A 16140-nucleotide genomic window follows, 5' to 3' on the forward strand; every position below is an offset into this window, starting at 1 on the left:
CTCCTTATTTTTATGTAACAAAAAAAGCCTTCTGATAAGAAGAAGACTTTTTGGCTGTATCGTAATTCTTCTTCTTATCTTCCAAGCAGTTGCTTGCTGGATTTAGCACCTTGGTCATAGAAAATATATTTCTACTACACCGGTTGCTGAGGCTTCACAGGGCCAGTCCCTCTGCCTCTCTTGATAAGAAAGCGATATGAACATGTCAATAAATTGAACTTCCATCCACTGTATCGAAAAAATCGGAAATAATCAATGGAAAATTTGAAATTCATCGAAAATTTATAAATTGAACGTCAATCGGTAAATCTGCCTTGCGCATAAGAGAAATAACCTCTTGTAAATCATCTTTATTTTTTCCTGTTACACGCACTTGGTCATCTTGAAACTGTGACTTCACTTTGATGCCGGATTGCTTAATGAGTGCATTGATCTTTTTGGCGTTGTCTTGATCAATTCCGCTGATCAGCTTCGCGCGCTGGCGTACGGTTCCGCCAAGGGCATGCTCGGTTTTTCCGTAGTCGATGTTTTTAGTTGGAACATTTCGTTTGATCAGCTTTGACACAAGTACATCTTTTAGCTGCTCCAGCTTAAAATCATCATCAGAGATGAGCACGAGCTCCTCTTTTTCAAGAGAAATATCACTTTTACTTCCTTTAAAATCATAACGGTTTTTAATTTCCTTCAGCGCTGCTTGAACGGCGTTTTGCACCTCAGGCAGTTCAACCTTTGATACAATGTCAAATGAGCTTTCTTTTGCCATAACACATGACCTCCATGGATAGATATTGCGTCTATTTTATCATGCAACGTGGAGAAGAAGAAACTTTATCAAAGAGATGAGTCAAAGAGTTCTGCCAGCAGCGGTATAAATCGCGTTCGGTTTGACCACTTTAGCTAACAGAACTAGAGATGTTCATGTGAGGAGAAGTATAGTAGAATAAAGTGAATCAAAAGATGAACGAACGCTCTTTTATGAGCAGATAGGAAGGAAGAGAACATGAGACCAGGTGAGCAACTGACCTTGCAAATAGAGAACGAGATGGAATACGGTTACTTTTTGACAGATGGTGAAGATTCTGTCCTCTTGCACCGCAGTGAAATGACAGAAGATATTGGTGACCAAGATGAAGTAGAGGTCTACTTATACGTAGATCATGAAGAAAGACTAGCTGCGACGATGAAAATACCGACAATCAATGCGCATACATATGGCTGGGTAGAAGTCGTAGACGTCCTAGAAGACATGGGCGCATTTGTGGATGTTGGGCTTTCAAAGGATGCACTTGTTGCAACAGAACATCTACCGCCTTTTGAGGAAGCATGGCCGAAAAAAGGAGACAAACTTTACTGTATGCTGAAAGTCACAAGCTACGGCAGAATGTTCGCAAAGCCAGCCACTGAAGATGTGATCAGTGAATTGTTTACCGAGGCACCCGAAACCTTAATGAACAAAGAAATCACTGGTACGATTTATCGCTTAATTGCGACAGGCTCGTTTATGCTGACAGATACAGGCGTGCGAGGGTTTATCCACCGCACGGAACGAAAGGAAGAACCAAGATTAGGATCGACCGTGACAGGACGTGTCATTGCAGTGAAAGAGGATGGGACCGTGAACGTTTCTCTGCTCCCTAGAAAACAGGAAGCGTTATCTGTCGATGCAGAAGAAATCTTAACCTATATGAAAACGAGAAATGGTGCTATGCCTTATGGAGACAAAAGTGATCCAGAAGACATCCGTGAACGATTCCAAATGAGCAAGGCAGCCTTTAAACGAGCATTAGGTCATTTGATGAAAAACGGCCTAGTCTACCAAAAAGAGGGCTGGACATACGAGAAAAAATGAGCAGCGTGAAAGAGAACCCTAACCTCATGGGTTTTCATATCACACTGAAATGAAGAAAAAGGGATAAAATCATCATGGTTTTATCCCTTTTTTTATATTTGTGATAAATAATGGGTTTTTTTAGTGAAAAAAGTCATGAAAAAAGCTGAAAAACCTTCACTTAATCATTGAAACAACGCCTCTCAAATCCGATAAGAAAGGAGTAAGGATGACAAAAGGAGTGTGTATTTGGATGAAAGTGAAAATTTCATTGCTTCTGTTGGTAGCCGTGCTTATGGTGCTCACCGCATGCAGCAATCAACAAGGGGAACCACCAGCATCAAATGCGAAGCATATTGGCGTTATGCTCACAGATGATGGTCTTGGTGATCAATCATTTAACGATTCATCGTTTAAAGGATTAGAAAAAGCACGTGATGACCTAGGTATTGAATTTGATTATAGAGAAATTGCAGAAACCGATACATATGAAAAAGGACTGACCGAGCTTGTAAAAGCTGGCAATGATCTCGTCATCGGGGTAGGCTTTAGTATGCAAGAAGACTTAGAAAAAGTCGCAAAGAAATATCCGAAGAAGCACTTTTTGCTCATCGATGCCGTATCTGAGCTGAAAAATGTGACCTCCGTGACGTTTAAAGAAGAGCAAGGCAGCTATTTAGCGGGCGCACTTGCTGCCATGACAACGAAAAGTGATGTCATTGGATTTGTTGGCGGTGTCGATGCGGAGTTGATCCATCGTTTTGAAAAAGGGTTCCAAAAAGGCGCCAAATCAGTGAATCCGAACATCAAGATCTTATCCACCTATGCTAATACGTTTAGTGATGCGGACAAAGGCAGTAAAATAGCCAAAGGCATGATCAAAAAGAAAGCAGACGTTTTATATGCCGCAGCTGGCTATACAGGTGTCGGTGTATTAAAAGAAGCGCAAGCGCAGGGCAAATATGCCATTGGTGTAGATAGTGATCAGTACTACACCGCTGAAAAAGCGGTGATTTCGTCCATGGTAAAAAAAGTCGATGAAGTGGTCTATCAATTCAGCGAACAGCTCGTCAAGAGCAATCAAATCAAAAATGGGCATGTTATCTACGACTTAAACAATGACGGAATCGATATGGCAAGAATTCGGGTGCTCAAAGATGCTGAAACATTGACCAAAAAAGTAAATGTACTGAAGCAGCAATTGCTAAAAGATGAGGGGGACGCATCATGAGCTTGCGCATCAAAATTTTACTCAACTCACTCGTCTCACTTCTTTTAGCAGTTGGCGTCATCGCCTTTATCATTGTCAGTATGACAAAGATCCAATCATCGAATGAAACAGAAGTTCAAGCCTTATTAAATGTTCAAAAAACGAAGGCAAGCTTTGAAAGCGTCGAACAAACCATGACCAATTATTCAATGACCCTTTCTGATGAACAGCTAGAGGTTGTTCAAACCGGTATTTCTACAGCAAAAAAACAGCTGCAAACGTTAAACAAACACGCAGGAAATATAAATAAAGATGAATTAACAAGGTTAAATGCAAAATATGACACGTGGACCAAGGAAGCAAATAATGCCATTGGTGAAAAAAACGCATCAGATGCAAGACGGGTCGCTGCAAGAATTGATGGTGTTTTAAACGACATCCATACAATGAATAAAAGAGCAGAAGAAGCATATAAACAAAATCTAGAGAATACAGCGGATAATGTGCAATGGATCATCACAAGTGCACTCGTCGCAGCCCTCACACTGATTGTCATTGCTGTCTTTTTAAATATTGGATTAACAAGATCCATCGTGACACCGATTAAATCACTTTCCTACCGAGCGAAGCAGATCGCAGAAGGCAACCTTGCTGTCGAGCGAATGGACATTCAGCGTAAGGATGAAATCGGCGGCTTGAATGAATCCTTTAATCAAATGACAGATCAACTGATTAGTTTGATTAAAGAAATCAGTAATGTCTCAAGTCAAGTAGAGACATTCTCGATCCAGTTAGATGATGAAAACAAAAAGCTGATGGAATCTGCAAATCAAGTATCTGTCTCGACAGACGAAATGGCAAATGGGTCACAGGCCATTTCAGAGGATCTCCAGCATGGCGTTAGCTTGATTGAAAAGATGGATCAGCATGGACGTAAAAATTCCGAACGTTCACAAACAGTCATCCAAAGTACAGGGGATGCGATAGAAGCAGTGGAAAGTGGAAAGCACACGTTAACAGAAACCAAAACGGCGATTGAAAAAAATACACATGCCACAAGGCAAATCGAGCAGTCGGCAGGAGAATTCACGCAATATGCTAGCGGGATCTCGGCTATGGCCAAAACAGTTTCTGACATTGCGGATCAAACAAACTTACTTTCGCTAAATGCAGCGATTGAAGCGGCAAGAGCAGGTGAGGCTGGAAAAGGCTTTGCCGTTGTAGCAGATGAAATTCGTAAGCTAGCTGACGAATCATCTAACGCTACAAGACAAATCTTTGATATGGTCAGTCATATTGAAAGAGGCATTCAATCCATTAGTCAAACTGTCAAAGAAGGAGTCAAGCTTTCACTTCAACAGCAGGATGCGATGGACAAAACCTCACACTCCTTTGAAGATATAGAAACAAAAGCGCAGCACATTAAACGAGAAATGGCGGTCTTAAATGACCAAATTGTTCAATCAACAGAGCTTGGCGGACAAGTACTCAACTCGATTGAAAATATTAGTGCGGTTGTAGAAGAAACAGCAGCTGGCAGTGAAGAAATTTCTGCCTCGGCCAATGAACAGCTGCAATCTTTCCATCAAATGAACAAACAGGTAGAAGAACTGATGAGTATGACGGCAAGGTTAAATGAAACCGTCCACCGTTTTAAACTTTCATAAGTCATAAGAAAAGCACCCTTCCCGTGATGTGTCAGGGAAGGGTGCTTTTTATGATGGTTTGCCTGTAAAGAAGATGGCAAGCGTACCTGGGCCTGAATGGGACCCAACAGCTGCGCCGACAATCTGAATATCAATTTCTTTTGGATGAAATTCGGCTTCAATCAATTGTCTCATGTCTTCTGCAAGTGCAGGATCATCACCATGACTAATGCCAACAGTTTGATTTGACCAATCCGTTCCACGTTCTTTCATCAGTTCAATAATGCGTTTCAACAGCTTTTTACGTCCGCGGATTTTCTCAAGGGGGATGAGCTTTCCATCCTCGACGTGTAAAATGGGCTTAATACTCAATAAACCGCCAACAAATGCGGACGCTTTACTAATTCTTCCGCCTCTTGCTAAATACGATAAATCGTCTACAGTAAAAATATGTTGTAAAGATTCGCAAAAATGCTTTACAGACGTTTCAATTTCTTGTATTGTATTTCCGTCAATGGCAAGTGATTGAGCGTGTTTGACAGCAAGCCCATAGCCGAGTGAAGCACATTTAGAATCAATGATTCGTAAATCAAAATCAGGGTATTCTTCCTTCACTTCGTTTGCCATCATCACAGCGGTTTGATATGTACCAGAAAGCTCTGATGAGAAGGCAACATAGATTGCAGATGTATGGGTTTGTGCGAGAGAAACAAAGGCTTCTTTGATTCGGTTTGGTGAAGCTTGTGACGTTTTTGGGCTAGCACCTTGTCTCATCGCATCAAATACTTGTTTTGGTTCAATGGTGACCAAATCTTCAAATTCCTGCTCGCCAAGCAATACACGGAGCGGAATAACCGTCATGTTATGTTCATCATAATAAGAAAGAGGCAGATCAGCAGCACTGTCTGCTATGATATGAACAGTCATCAAAATCCCTTCTTTCTAAAAAAATCAGCCATATTTTACAACTTTTTAGCCTAACTATATCACAGAAATCAACTTTTCGTGTTCAAATTCTAAATTTTAGGGAAAACCATAGAGAGAATGGTAAGTGGAGGAATGACAATATGTTCATCGGAGAAGCAAAAAAACTCATTGTCGTCGTCATTGGTGCACTGCTCAATGCGATTGGACTAAATTTATTCTTAATTCCAGCTGATGTATACGCGAGTGGGTTTACAGGGGTAGCCCAGCTGTTATCTAGCTTAATGGATCAATATGCGCCATTTTATGTATCCACAGGGATTCTATTATTTATTTTAAATATTCCAGTCGGCATTTTAGGGTGGATGAAAGTGGGCCGTTCCTTTACGTTTTACAGCATCATCAGTGTGGCCCTGACGACCATTTTCCTCGGCATCTTACCAGAAACGAGTGTTTCACATGATATTTTACTAAATGCTGTGTTTGGCGGCGTGATATCAGCAGTAGGGATTGGGATCACGCTCAAATTTGGGGCATCGACAGGCGGACTCGACATCATAGCCATGATCTTAGCGAAGTGGAAGGATAAACCAGTCGGCACGTATTTCTTCATTTTAAATGGTATCATCATTTTTACAGCAGGATTATTACAAGGTTGGGAGAAAGCATTATATACCCTTGTCACACTGTATGTGACCACAAGGGTCATTGATGCCATCCATACAAGACATGAGAAGCTGACCGCGATGATTGTGACAAAGAAGGCTGATGAAATCAAGGAAGCCATTTATGGAAAAATGGTCAGAGGTATTACGACTGTACCTGCAAAGGGAGCTTTTACCAATGAGCCAAAAGAAATGATGGTGATCGTCATTACAAGGTATGAGTTGTATGAACTTGAACAAATTATTAAAGAAGTCGATCCAAAAGCCTTTACAAATATTGTGCAAACAACTAATATTCTTGGATTTTTCAGACGAGATTAAAAGGTGGGTAGCGAATGAAAAAAGGGTTGGTGCTTCTTCTCGTTGTATTGATTTTAACCGCTTGTGGACAACAAAAAAAGGATGAACCAAACAAGGAGGTATCCGGTCAAATGGGAGAAAAAACGGTTGTACTCACAGTAGACCCCGTCCAGAAAGGTTCTTCGGTTCAATTTAACATGTCACTGAAAAATGAATCAGATCGAGATATTGAATTTACCTTTAACACAAGCCAGAAATTCGAGCTCAGTGTGTATGATGAAAACGGAAATGAACAATACCGCTACTCAAAAGACCGTATGTTCACTCAGGCCATCCAATCATTTGTACTACAGAAAGGCGAAGCCTATGATTTTCAAGATACGTGGTCAAATGGTGTCAAGCCGGGAACGTATGAAGCGGTCGTCACATTTAAAGGAAAAGCAGAAGGGCTGAAGCAAATCACGGAAAAGAAAACGTTCCAAGTGAAATAAGTGCTTTCAGCTTCATGAGAATCAGAAAAAGCTGTCCAATGGTGTGGACAGCTTTTTTATGTTAGAGATCATCGAGCAAGTCTTGGAAGGTATGCAGCTGGTTTCTTTCTGCATCTGTCGAATTGGCAAATGCAGATGATACGGCATTTTTGGCTCGTTTGACCGCCTGTTGACGCTCTAACCCAGATGAAAATGAAGAAGTAAGGGCTTCTTCAGTAAATGATTTGGCTTGATCAAAAAGTTCGTTTCTCACAATGAACCTCCAGAAGCATCAGTCTTCATGTTTCCCCTGTCCTCCGCAGCTTCTTCAAGCGTAGAACGATAAGGAAAACGTGCATCATGCAGACTGACTGAATCTTTACCTTGTTGTATAAAGCGTTTCGATTTGCTTCTTTTACCCATTCGGAATCCGCCCCTTTACACAAGCTGACAGGACAACCTGTCTAAAGGTAGTATGCCCGCTTCCATCTGCTATGTATGAATGGAAAAATTAAAGCGAGAAGTAATTCGTTAGAAACTTTGCAATCCCATCTTGTTCGTTTGTATCAGTGACTTCATTTGAAATACGTTTCACAGCATCAATTCCGTTGCCCATAGCCACACCGCATCCAGCAAATTCAAGCATTTCTAAATCATTGTCTTCATCTCCGAATGCCACAATCCGCTCCTGTGGAACGCCGTAATAATCACTGATCTTTTGCAGTCCAACGGCCTTGTTCATGCCTGTTTTAATGATCTCAATCACGTGCCACGGAGCAGCCCATCGCCTATGATCAATCACTTCTGCATGAACATCTGATAAATAGCTTCGAATGGCTCCAACGTCCTCTTCTTTTGCGTGAATTAACACGCTCGTCACATTCTCTCCAAGGTTGTCCCGAAGGTCTCCAACAGTAACTTTATTTGCATTCATATTAAATATATCAATGAGCTTCTCATCATGATAATGGAAATACAAATCGTCTAACACTTCAGCTAGCACATTGTGTACTTTATACTCCTCACTAATGTCTACAAGCTGTTTAACGACTTGAAGATCAAGTGACGTATGAAATCTTCCCCATTTTTCATCAAGAGGATGATGGACAAACGCTCCATTAAAATTCACAATGGGTGAATCAAGCTGTAATTGCTGATAATAAGGAGAGCTGGAACGAAATGGCCGTCCGGTCGAAATACAGACATGATGCCCGCTGTCTTTCACTTTTTGAATGACGTCAAGTGTGTGTGTAGAGATGGTTTTATCATCTTTTAATAACGTGCCATCCAGGTCAAGTGCGATTAGATAAGGTTTAGTCTCCATAAAATCTCCTTTGATCTGTAAGTGATAGGAGGCAGTTCTTGCGGCGCCTCTACCTATAGTGTATCTTTATCACATCTTTGTTGTCTACATGTTAAAATAAACAAAGACGGGAATGATAAAGGAGGATTCATAGGCTGTGATCACCATTGATGAGCAAATTGCGCGCGATATTCCATTTTTACATATCGTAAAAGCTGAAAATAAAAACAAACCGCTGCCGCTTGTATTTTTTATACACGGATTTACAAGTGCACGCGAGCACAACTTACACTTCGCCTTTCATTTGGCGGAAAAAGGCATGAGAGTGATTTTGCCTGACTGTGCTTATCATGGTGTAAGATCAGAAAACCTCAGCTTAGAGGAACTGGCGTCAAGGTTCTGGGAAATTGTCCTGAACGAAATACATGAAATCGATATACTCAAAACATATTTTCAAGAAAAACAATTGATTGAAGCCGATCTGATCGGTGTTGCAGGTACTTCCATGGGCGGCATCACGACCTTTGGTGCACTCGCCAAGCATGATTGGATTAAAGCGGCAGTTAGCTTGATGGGCAGTCCGAAATATACGACATTCCTACAAGCACAAATCATGAATATGCGGAACAAAGGGTTGATGAAAGAAATTACAGACGAAGAGATTCATCAGCAATTAGACGCGCTGCGTCCTTATGATTTAACGCTGCAAACAGATCGATTAAACAAAAGACCGCTGTTATTCTGGCATGCAGAAAACGATCCAGTTGTCCCTTATCGGCATGCAAAAGCTCTTTATGACGAGTTAGTAGCAACCCAATATAAAGAAGATCCGCACCTGATTCGTTTTATTACAGATGGACAAGCTGGCCATAAGGTCTCAAGACAGGCAATGTTTGAAACGATTGACTGGTTTGTGACACATCTGAAAAGCACAAACGTTTAGTCAAAAGAAAAAGTACGTTATACTAATGGAAAAGGAGTGGATATCATGGATGAAGCATTGAAAGAAAATATTTTAGGCGCCCTAGAACAGGTGATTGACCCTGAGCTGAATGTCGACATCGTCAACCTTGGACTTGTCTATGATGTCGATCTTGATGAGAATGGAAAAGCGGATATCACGATGACCTTAACATCAATGGGATGTCCCCTTGCACCAGTTATCGTGGATGAAGTGAAAAAAGCATTAAGTGATCTTCCAGAAGTGAAAGAAACAGAAGTTCACATCGTATGGAATCCGCCTTGGACACGAGACAAAATGTCAAGATACGCAAAAATCGCGCTCGGTATTCAATAAGCACAAATGAAAATGCCTGGTATGAGGAACACTCGTACCGGGTTTTTTTATGAAAAATTAAGGTGGGGGAGAGTATGGTTTGATATAATGAATGTAATTTTTATAGAACGGAGTACCTATAATGAAACGAAAATGGTTGTGGATCGTTCTTTTGATGGGATATGCTGCTGCATTTTTTACATCAATCACCATTCGTGAGGAGCAAGCACACAAAAAACAAGACCTTGAGGCATTTACAGATGTCAGTCATCTCATGCCTGTTAAAATAAAAAAAGTCGTTCAAGGTAAAGAAATAGATACTTTAAAAGAAGTAGTAGAAGAAGCGAAAGCAAAAAACCTGCCGATATCCATTGCCGGCAAACAGCATAGCATGGGCGGCCACACGTATTATGAAAATGGCATCGTGCTCGATATGACAGAATTCCGCCAAATTTTAGCATTTGATAAAAAAAAGAAAACCATCCGTGTCCAAAGCGGCGCTACATGGGATGATATACAAAGATATGTCAACCCATATGGTCTTGCCGTGAAGGTCATGCAATCACAGAACATCTTTACGATTGGCGGTTCCCTCAGTGCAAACGCACATGGACGTGACATTCGCTACGGATCACTCATTGACACCGTTCGTTCTTTCAGACTGTTAAAAGCAGATGGTGAGATTATCACAGTGAAGCCAGGCGATGATTTATTTACTGCCGTTATTGGAGGGTACGGCTTGTTCGGTGTCATTTTAGATGTTGAACTTTCCTTAACAAAGGATGAATTATATAAAATGGAGACAACCTCTCTAAATTACGATGAATACACTGATTATTTTCAAAAACATGTCAAACAAAATAAACAAGTACGCATGCATCTTGCCAGAATCTCAACATCGAAAACCAACTTTTTGAAAGAGATGTATGTAACGAATTATTCCCTCACTTCACAACAAGAGATCGAATCATATCAAGAGCTGAAAGAGGATCAACTCGTTATGCCACTCAAATTTATGCTCGGTCTTTCAAGAAGGTTTGATATGGGGAAAGATCTGCTATGGAATTTGCAAAAGAAGTATTTCCAAAGTCAAAATGATCAGCTGATCACAAGAAATAATGTGATGCGCTCAGATTCTGCTTTTTTAGACTATGAGAATGAGTCAGACACAGATGTACTGCAGGAATATTTCGTACCAGTGGATCGCTTTCGTGCGTATATCGATGAAATGAGACACTTTTTACAACAGGAAGATTTGAATTTAATGAACATCACGATCCGCTACGTACAAAAAAATGAAAAAGCGGATCTCTCATATGCGAAAGAAGATATGTTTGCCCTTGTTCTTTTAGTGAATTATGGTTTTAAGAAAGAAGAGAAGGCAGAAGCAGAGCGGATCATCCGGCAAATGACAGATATCACGCTACGGCACCATGGAAGCTATTACTTACCGTACATGCCTTATCAAACGAAGGTACAAATGAAACAGGCGTATCCTAAAACGGATGTGTTCTTCCAAAAGAAAAAGCAAGCAGATCCGGACGGCAGGTTTATCAATTACTTTTATGAAAGGTACAATACACAATGAATGCAAAAGCAATGAAATGGTTCGTCTACTCACAAAGTCTGCTGTTTTTCGCCAGCAGTTTGATTTTCCCTTTTTACATTCTTTTTATTAAAAATGTTGGATCAAGCTACTCTCAGTTTGGTCTTGCCTATGGCCTGTTTGGTTTAAGCGGAGCGTTTATTCATTTACTTTTAGGGAAACTGCCCGAAACCACCGATAGGCGGCTCTTTTTGATTATTCATTCGTTCGGTATGGCATTTCTTTTGCTGCTATTTCCGCATATAACAGAAGTCGCGCAAGTGTATATGATTCAGCTGGCACTTGGTGCACTAGGCGGCTTTCAAAAGCACGGGGAAAAACTCATCGTTACGGAACTGACAACAGAGAATAAAAGAATGAAGGAGGTCGGCCGCTATCATTTTTGGACAGCTCTTTTTTCATCGATAGCAATTATGCTTGGCGGCCTGTTTGCAGATTTCTTCACCGTTTACTTCATTTTTTATGCAAGCTCTATCATATATTTATGCAGTGCTCTCATGATCATCTTGATGAAATATGAAAGATAAATCCGCATATCTCACGTAGATATGTGGATTTTTTTATGAAAAAAAATGAAAAGAAATATTAAATATACAATTGAATTAATTTTTATACATGTTATAATGTTAAATAATTTCACAAAGATCAAGAGGGTGTATTGACGTTGAAAATAGGTATTATAGGTGCTACGGGATACGGTGGTGCGGAATTAGTTCGTATCTTCAAGCAACATCCACACGTGGATGAATGTATATTGTATTCATCGAGTGGTGATGGGCAATTATACAGTCAATCTTATCCGCATCTCACAACGATTACTGATCAAACATTAAAAGCCATTGATCCTGCTGCCATTGTGCGAGAAACAGATGCTGTGTTTTTAGCGACACCAGCAGGCGTATCAAGTGAACTCACACCGAAGCTCATGAACCAAGGAGTGCCTATCATTGATTTATCAGGTGATTTGCGCATTCAAGACGGTGCAACCTATGAAGCTTGGTATAAACGAAGGGCAGCTGATCAAGCATCTGTTCAACAAGCTGTGTACGGGTTATCTGAATTGAATCGTGAAACGATTGAGCAGGCTGAAGTTATTGCAAATCCAGGGTGCTTCCCTACCGCAGTTCTTCTCGGTTTAGCACCGCTGATGAAACAGAATCTAATCGATGAATCTATGATCATCATAGATGCAAAAACAGGAGTGTCCGGTGCAGGACGATCTGCCTCACTTGGAACGCATTTTTCAGAGCTAAACGACAACTTCAAAATTTATAAGGTAAATGAACATCAACATACACCTGAAATAGAGCAAATATTAAGAGAATGGAATCCGCACACGGCGAATATCACATTTTCAACGCACCTTGTCCCGATGACAAGGGGGATTATGGCGACGATGTATACCCAGCTGAAATCAGATATCACAAAAGAGGAATTGATGAAGCATATGAAAGGCTTTTATGAAGATTCCTATTTTGTCAGAGTGAGAGATCACGGGGTGTATCCGCAAACAAGGGAAGTATACGGCAGTAATTTCTGTGACATTGGCTTTCATTTAGATGAACGTACAGGCAGACTCACGATTGTGTCTGTGATCGACAATCTCATGAAGGGCGCAGCCGGCCAAGCGGTTCAAAACTTCAACATCATCAAAGGCTTAGATGAAGAGGCGGGCCTCACAATGACACCTCTCTATCCATAAGAACAGGGGAGACAACAAACATGATCGAATTGAATGAAAAAAGCATTGTTAAAATAGACGGTGACGTATCATCACCAAAAGGCTTTGAAGCAAAGGGGATTCATATTGGATTACGTTATTCAAAAAAAGACCTCGGACTGATCGTCAGTGAAGTGCCGGCAGCGAGTGCAGCGGTATACACACAAAGTCACTTTCAAGCTGCGCCTCTACAAGTCACTCAGAAAAGCTTAAAAAAGACAGGGCAATTAAAAGGGGTCATTGTCAATAGTGCCATCGCCAATGCATGTACCGGTGAGCAAGGTTTGAAGGACGCATACGAAATGCAGGCAGCTTGCGCAGATATGTTAGGGGTAGAACCTGATTACATTGCTGTTTCTTCTACTGGTGTCATTGGAGAGTGTCTGGATATGGAGAAAATCAAAAAAGGCATCACTCAGCTGAAAGAAGCAAAAGCAGGAAATGGTCATTTTGAAGAGGCAATCTTAACGACAGATACAGTCATTAAAAACACAACATACACCCTGACGATAAACGGCAAAGAGATTCTCATTTCAGGTGCAGCGAAGGGCTCAGGTATGATTCATCCAAACATGGCAACGATGCTTGGTTTCGTGACAACGGATGCAAATGTCGAACAAGACGCTCTGCAAAATGCACTGCGTGATATTACCGATGTGACCTTTAATCAAATTACTGTCGACGGAGAAACATCGACAAACGATATGGTACTCGTGATGGCAAATGGCATGGCAGAAAATGATGTGCTAAATGAAGAGCATCCAGAATGGCCATTGTTCAAAGAAGGATTAAAGCTAGCTTGTGAGGATCTTGCCAAAGAGATTGCAAGAGACGGAGAAGGTGCAACGAAATTAATTGAAGCGCAAGTCGCTGGCGCTAAAAATCATTTAGAAGCCGGCATCATAGCGAAGAAAATCGTCGGTTCAAGCCTAGTGAAAACAGCCGTATACGGCACCGACGCCAACTGGGGGCGTATCATTGGAGCGATTGGCCATAGCGCAGCGTCCGTCACACCACAAGAGGTAGAAGTGTATTTAGGTGGACAATGTCTGTTTAAACATAATGAACCGCAGCCATTCTCAGAAGAGGAAGCAAAAGCGTATTTAGAGCAGGATGAGATCACGATTTTGATTCAAATGAATGAGGGGAATGGTCAGGCAGCGGCATGGGGCTGTGACCTTACCTATGATTATGTGAAAATTAACGCGAGCTATCGCACATAATGAAGGAGATAGACATGGATAAAACGATCGTATTCAAGTGTGGAGGCAGTGTCATTCGAGAACTTTCAGATACCTTTTACGAAAATGTCCGCTCACTTCAAGCTGCTGGATTTAAGCTGGCTATCGTCCATGGCGGAGGCCCTGAAATCACGAACATGCTGCAAAAATTAGAAGTGGAAACAGAATTTGTTGACGGGCAGCGCAAAACAACGAAGCCAGTATTAGAGGTAGCGGAAATGGTCCTTTCAGGAACGGTCAATAAATACTTTGTGTCAGAGCTCGCAAAGCATGATATCTCATCTGTCGGCGTGTCTGGGAAAGATGGTCAGATGCTTGTCGCTGATTTTCTTAATCAAGACGTGTACGGGTACGTTGGTGAAATCAAAGAAGTGCATCCAGAGATGGCAGAAGCATTAATGGAAAAACAATTTATTCCTGTGATTGCACCGTTGTCTATGACAGAGGAATGCCAAACGTTAAACGTAAACGCTGATTTAGCAGCATCAGCTGTCGCAGGAGCGATGAAAGCTGATAAGCTCATGTTTGTTACAGATGTGGAAGGCATTTTAAAAAATGGCGAGCTATTAGATGTCGTCACCGAACAAGAAGCTCTCACGCTCATTGATGAAGGCATTATTTCCGGGGGAATGATTCCAAAAGTGCAATCCGCTTTGAGTGCTTTATCAGGAGATGTGGATGAAGTCATGATCGTCAATGGCAAAGGCAGTATCTTTACAGGGGAAACCTTTAAAGGAACAAGAATTGTGAAGGAAAAGGAGGCGGTCCTGTGAGTCATCTCTTTCAAACTTATGGACGGTGGAGTGTTGAAATTCAAGAGGCAGCAGGTTCTTGGGCAGTCGATACAAAAGGGAAAAAATATTTAGACTTTATACAAGGCATTGCGGTCACAAATCTCGGTCACAATCACCCAAAGGTCAATCAAGCCATCAAGAAACAGCTTGATCACGTCTGGCATGTATCGAATCTATTTGAAAATGGACTGCAAGAAAAAGCAGCAGAAAAACTGGCTGCAAACAGTTCAGGGGATCTCGTGTTTTTCTGTAATAGCGGAGCTGAGGCAAATGAAGGTGCAATCAAATTAGCGCGTAAAGCAACAGGGAAAACAAACATCGTGACATTTCTGCACTCTTTTCATGGGCGCACGTATGCTGGTATGGCTGCTACAGGTCAAGATAAAATCAAAACGGGTTTTGGTCCCATGCTGGAAGGCTTTCATTATGTCCCGTTCAATGACCCAGACGCTATTGCTGCATGTGAAGTCGATGATGTGGCAGCGGTGATGCTTGAGGTTGTGCAAGGAGAAGGTGGCGTAAATCCAGCGACAACAGAATTTCTAGAAGCTGTTCAAGCGTTTTGCCAAAAGCATGAAGCACTTCTGATCGTAGATGAGATTCAAACGGGTATTGGACGTACAGGAACAGCATTTGCATACGAACAGACGGGACTTGATCCTGATATTATCTCTTCTGCTAAAGGATTAGGAAATGGCTTCCCAGTCGGTGCAGTCATCGGGAAAAAGGCTTTAGGAGACGCATTCTCACCAGGTTCACATGGAACAACTTTTGGTGGCAACATGCTTGCCATGGCTGCTGTGAATGCAACACTCGATGTCATTTTCAAAGATGAGTTTCTGACAGAAGTCAAAGAAAAAGGCGCTTATCTGCTAGAAAAACTACAAGATCTGAAACAACTGAATATCGTAAAAGAAGTACGCGGAAAAGGATTGATGGCAGGGGTTGAATGTCATCAGCCAGTCGGAGATTATATCACAGCTCTGAGAGAACAGGGGTTGCTAGTACTTCCAGCTGGTCCGAATGTGATTCGGTTATTGCCTCCGCTGAATGTAGAAAAAGCAGAAATAGATCAAGCAATAGAAGCGATGACTCATGTTTTAGCAAATGAAACAGTGACAGTATAAATTTTTTTACACCAAAACGCATAAAAATGC

The 16140-nt window shown here is 41.4% G+C and carries 18 protein-coding genes and 1 riboswitch; of the genes, 13 read left to right on the top strand and 5 right to left on the bottom strand.

Annotation, left to right across the window (positions count from 1 at the left end):
- Positions 1–71: 71 nt before the first annotated feature.
- Positions 72–190, bottom strand: a riboswitch (SAM riboswitch).
- Positions 191–271: 81 nt separating this feature from the next.
- The gene (locus tag MKZ05_RS05555) at positions 272–763 is read right to left on the bottom strand and encodes a YajQ family cyclic di-GMP-binding protein (protein ID WP_003211707.1); all 492 of its coding nucleotides are present in this window, start codon (positions 761–763) and stop codon (positions 272–274) included.
- Between the two features lie 237 nt (positions 764–1000).
- Here MKZ05_RS05555 and MKZ05_RS05560 point away from each other — a divergent pair, with 237 nt between their 5' ends.
- From MKZ05_RS05560 to MKZ05_RS05570, 3 genes are all read left to right on the top strand, one after another.
- On the top strand, positions 1001–1849 hold the full coding sequence (locus MKZ05_RS05560; protein WP_339161735.1) for a S1 RNA-binding domain-containing protein: 849 nt from the start codon (positions 1001–1003) through the stop codon (positions 1847–1849).
- Positions 1850–2081: 232 nt separating this feature from the next.
- A complete protein-coding gene (locus MKZ05_RS05565; protein WP_339161737.1) occupies positions 2082–3059 on the top strand; it encodes a BMP family ABC transporter substrate-binding protein in 978 nt (325 codons plus the stop codon).
- Positions 3056–4705, top strand: a complete 1650-nt coding sequence (locus MKZ05_RS05570) for a methyl-accepting chemotaxis protein (RefSeq protein WP_050945323.1) — start codon at positions 3056–3058, stop codon at positions 4703–4705. Before MKZ05_RS05565 ends, MKZ05_RS05570 begins: the two co-directional genes overlap by 4 nt.
- Before the next feature lie 48 nt (positions 4706–4753).
- On the opposite strand, the gene MKZ05_RS05575 is transcribed toward MKZ05_RS05570, so the two are convergent.
- On the bottom strand, positions 4754–5611 hold the full coding sequence (locus MKZ05_RS05575; protein WP_003211090.1) for a DegV family protein: 858 nt from the start codon (positions 5609–5611) through the stop codon (positions 4754–4756).
- A 140-nt stretch (positions 5612–5751) separates the two neighbouring features.
- On the opposite strand from MKZ05_RS05575, the gene MKZ05_RS05580 reads away from it, so the two are divergent.
- Together MKZ05_RS05580 and MKZ05_RS05585 are read left to right on the top strand one after the other, a co-directional pair.
- Positions 5752–6594, top strand: a complete 843-nt coding sequence (locus MKZ05_RS05580; protein WP_003211320.1) for a YitT family protein — start codon at positions 5752–5754, stop codon at positions 6592–6594.
- A gap of 14 nt (positions 6595–6608) precedes the next feature.
- Positions 6609–7064 carry a BsuPI-related putative proteinase inhibitor gene (locus MKZ05_RS05585; RefSeq protein WP_003211396.1) on the top strand — a complete coding sequence of 152 codons (456 nt, stop codon included), beginning with the start codon at positions 6609–6611 and terminating at the stop codon, positions 7062–7064.
- Positions 7065–7125: 61 nt separating this feature from the next.
- Here MKZ05_RS05585 and MKZ05_RS05590 read toward each other — a convergent pair whose 3' ends face one another.
- From MKZ05_RS05590 to MKZ05_RS05600, 3 genes are all read right to left on the bottom strand, one after another.
- On the bottom strand, positions 7126–7317 hold the full coding sequence (locus MKZ05_RS05590) for a DUF3813 domain-containing protein (protein ID WP_024425070.1): 192 nt from the start codon (positions 7315–7317) through the stop codon (positions 7126–7128).
- Positions 7314–7466 carry a hypothetical protein gene (locus MKZ05_RS05595; protein ID WP_008348539.1) on the bottom strand — a complete coding sequence of 51 codons (153 nt, stop codon included), beginning with the start codon at positions 7464–7466 and terminating at the stop codon, positions 7314–7316. Before MKZ05_RS05595 ends, MKZ05_RS05590 begins: the two co-directional genes overlap by 4 nt.
- 88 nt (positions 7467–7554) lie before the next feature.
- Positions 7555–8367 (bottom strand): Cof-type HAD-IIB family hydrolase, encoded by an 813-nt coding sequence (locus MKZ05_RS05600; protein ID WP_050945320.1) that lies wholly within the window; start codon positions 8365–8367, stop codon positions 7555–7557.
- 136 nt (positions 8368–8503) lie between these two features.
- On the opposite strand from MKZ05_RS05600, the gene MKZ05_RS05605 reads away from it, so the two are divergent.
- The 8 genes from MKZ05_RS05605 (at position 8504) to MKZ05_RS05640 (ending at position 16110) form a co-directional block, all read left to right on the top strand.
- Positions 8504–9289, top strand: coding sequence for an alpha/beta fold hydrolase (locus MKZ05_RS05605; protein WP_339161740.1), 786 nt, complete (start codon positions 8504–8506; stop codon positions 9287–9289).
- Positions 9290–9334: 45 nt separating this feature from the next.
- Positions 9335–9643: a metal-sulfur cluster assembly factor gene (locus MKZ05_RS05610; RefSeq protein WP_003211530.1), complete on the top strand. Its 309-nt coding sequence runs from the start codon at positions 9335–9337 to the stop codon at positions 9641–9643.
- A gap of 121 nt (positions 9644–9764) precedes the next feature.
- On the top strand, positions 9765–11210 hold the full coding sequence (locus tag MKZ05_RS05615; RefSeq protein ID WP_050945317.1) for an FAD-binding oxidoreductase: 1446 nt from the start codon (positions 9765–9767) through the stop codon (positions 11208–11210).
- Positions 11207–11755 carry an MFS transporter gene (locus MKZ05_RS05620; protein WP_003211053.1) on the top strand — a complete coding sequence of 183 codons (549 nt, stop codon included), beginning with the start codon at positions 11207–11209 and terminating at the stop codon, positions 11753–11755. Before MKZ05_RS05615 ends, MKZ05_RS05620 begins: the two co-directional genes overlap by 4 nt.
- 137 nt (positions 11756–11892) lie before the next feature.
- Positions 11893–12930: an N-acetyl-gamma-glutamyl-phosphate reductase gene (argC, locus tag MKZ05_RS05625; RefSeq protein WP_034620058.1), complete on the top strand. Its 1038-nt coding sequence runs from the start codon at positions 11893–11895 to the stop codon at positions 12928–12930.
- 20 nt (positions 12931–12950) lie between these two features.
- Entirely contained in the window at positions 12951–14171 is a 1221-nt protein-coding gene (argJ, locus tag MKZ05_RS05630) for a bifunctional ornithine acetyltransferase/N-acetylglutamate synthase (RefSeq protein ID WP_339161743.1), read from the top strand.
- Between the two features lie 14 nt (positions 14172–14185).
- Positions 14186–14962, top strand: a complete 777-nt coding sequence (gene argB / locus MKZ05_RS05635) for an acetylglutamate kinase (protein ID WP_339161745.1) — start codon at positions 14186–14188, stop codon at positions 14960–14962.
- Positions 14959–16110 (top strand): acetylornithine transaminase, encoded by a 1152-nt coding sequence (locus MKZ05_RS05640; RefSeq protein WP_339161748.1) that lies wholly within the window; start codon positions 14959–14961, stop codon positions 16108–16110. The genes argB and MKZ05_RS05640 overlap by 4 nt, the downstream gene beginning before the upstream one ends.
- Positions 16111–16140: the final 30 nt, after the last annotated feature.

The sequence above is a fragment of the Bacillus sp. FSL M8-0277 genome (assembly GCF_037975305.1).
Lineage (GTDB): Bacteria > Bacillota > Bacilli > Bacillales > Bacillaceae > Bacillus > Bacillus pumilus.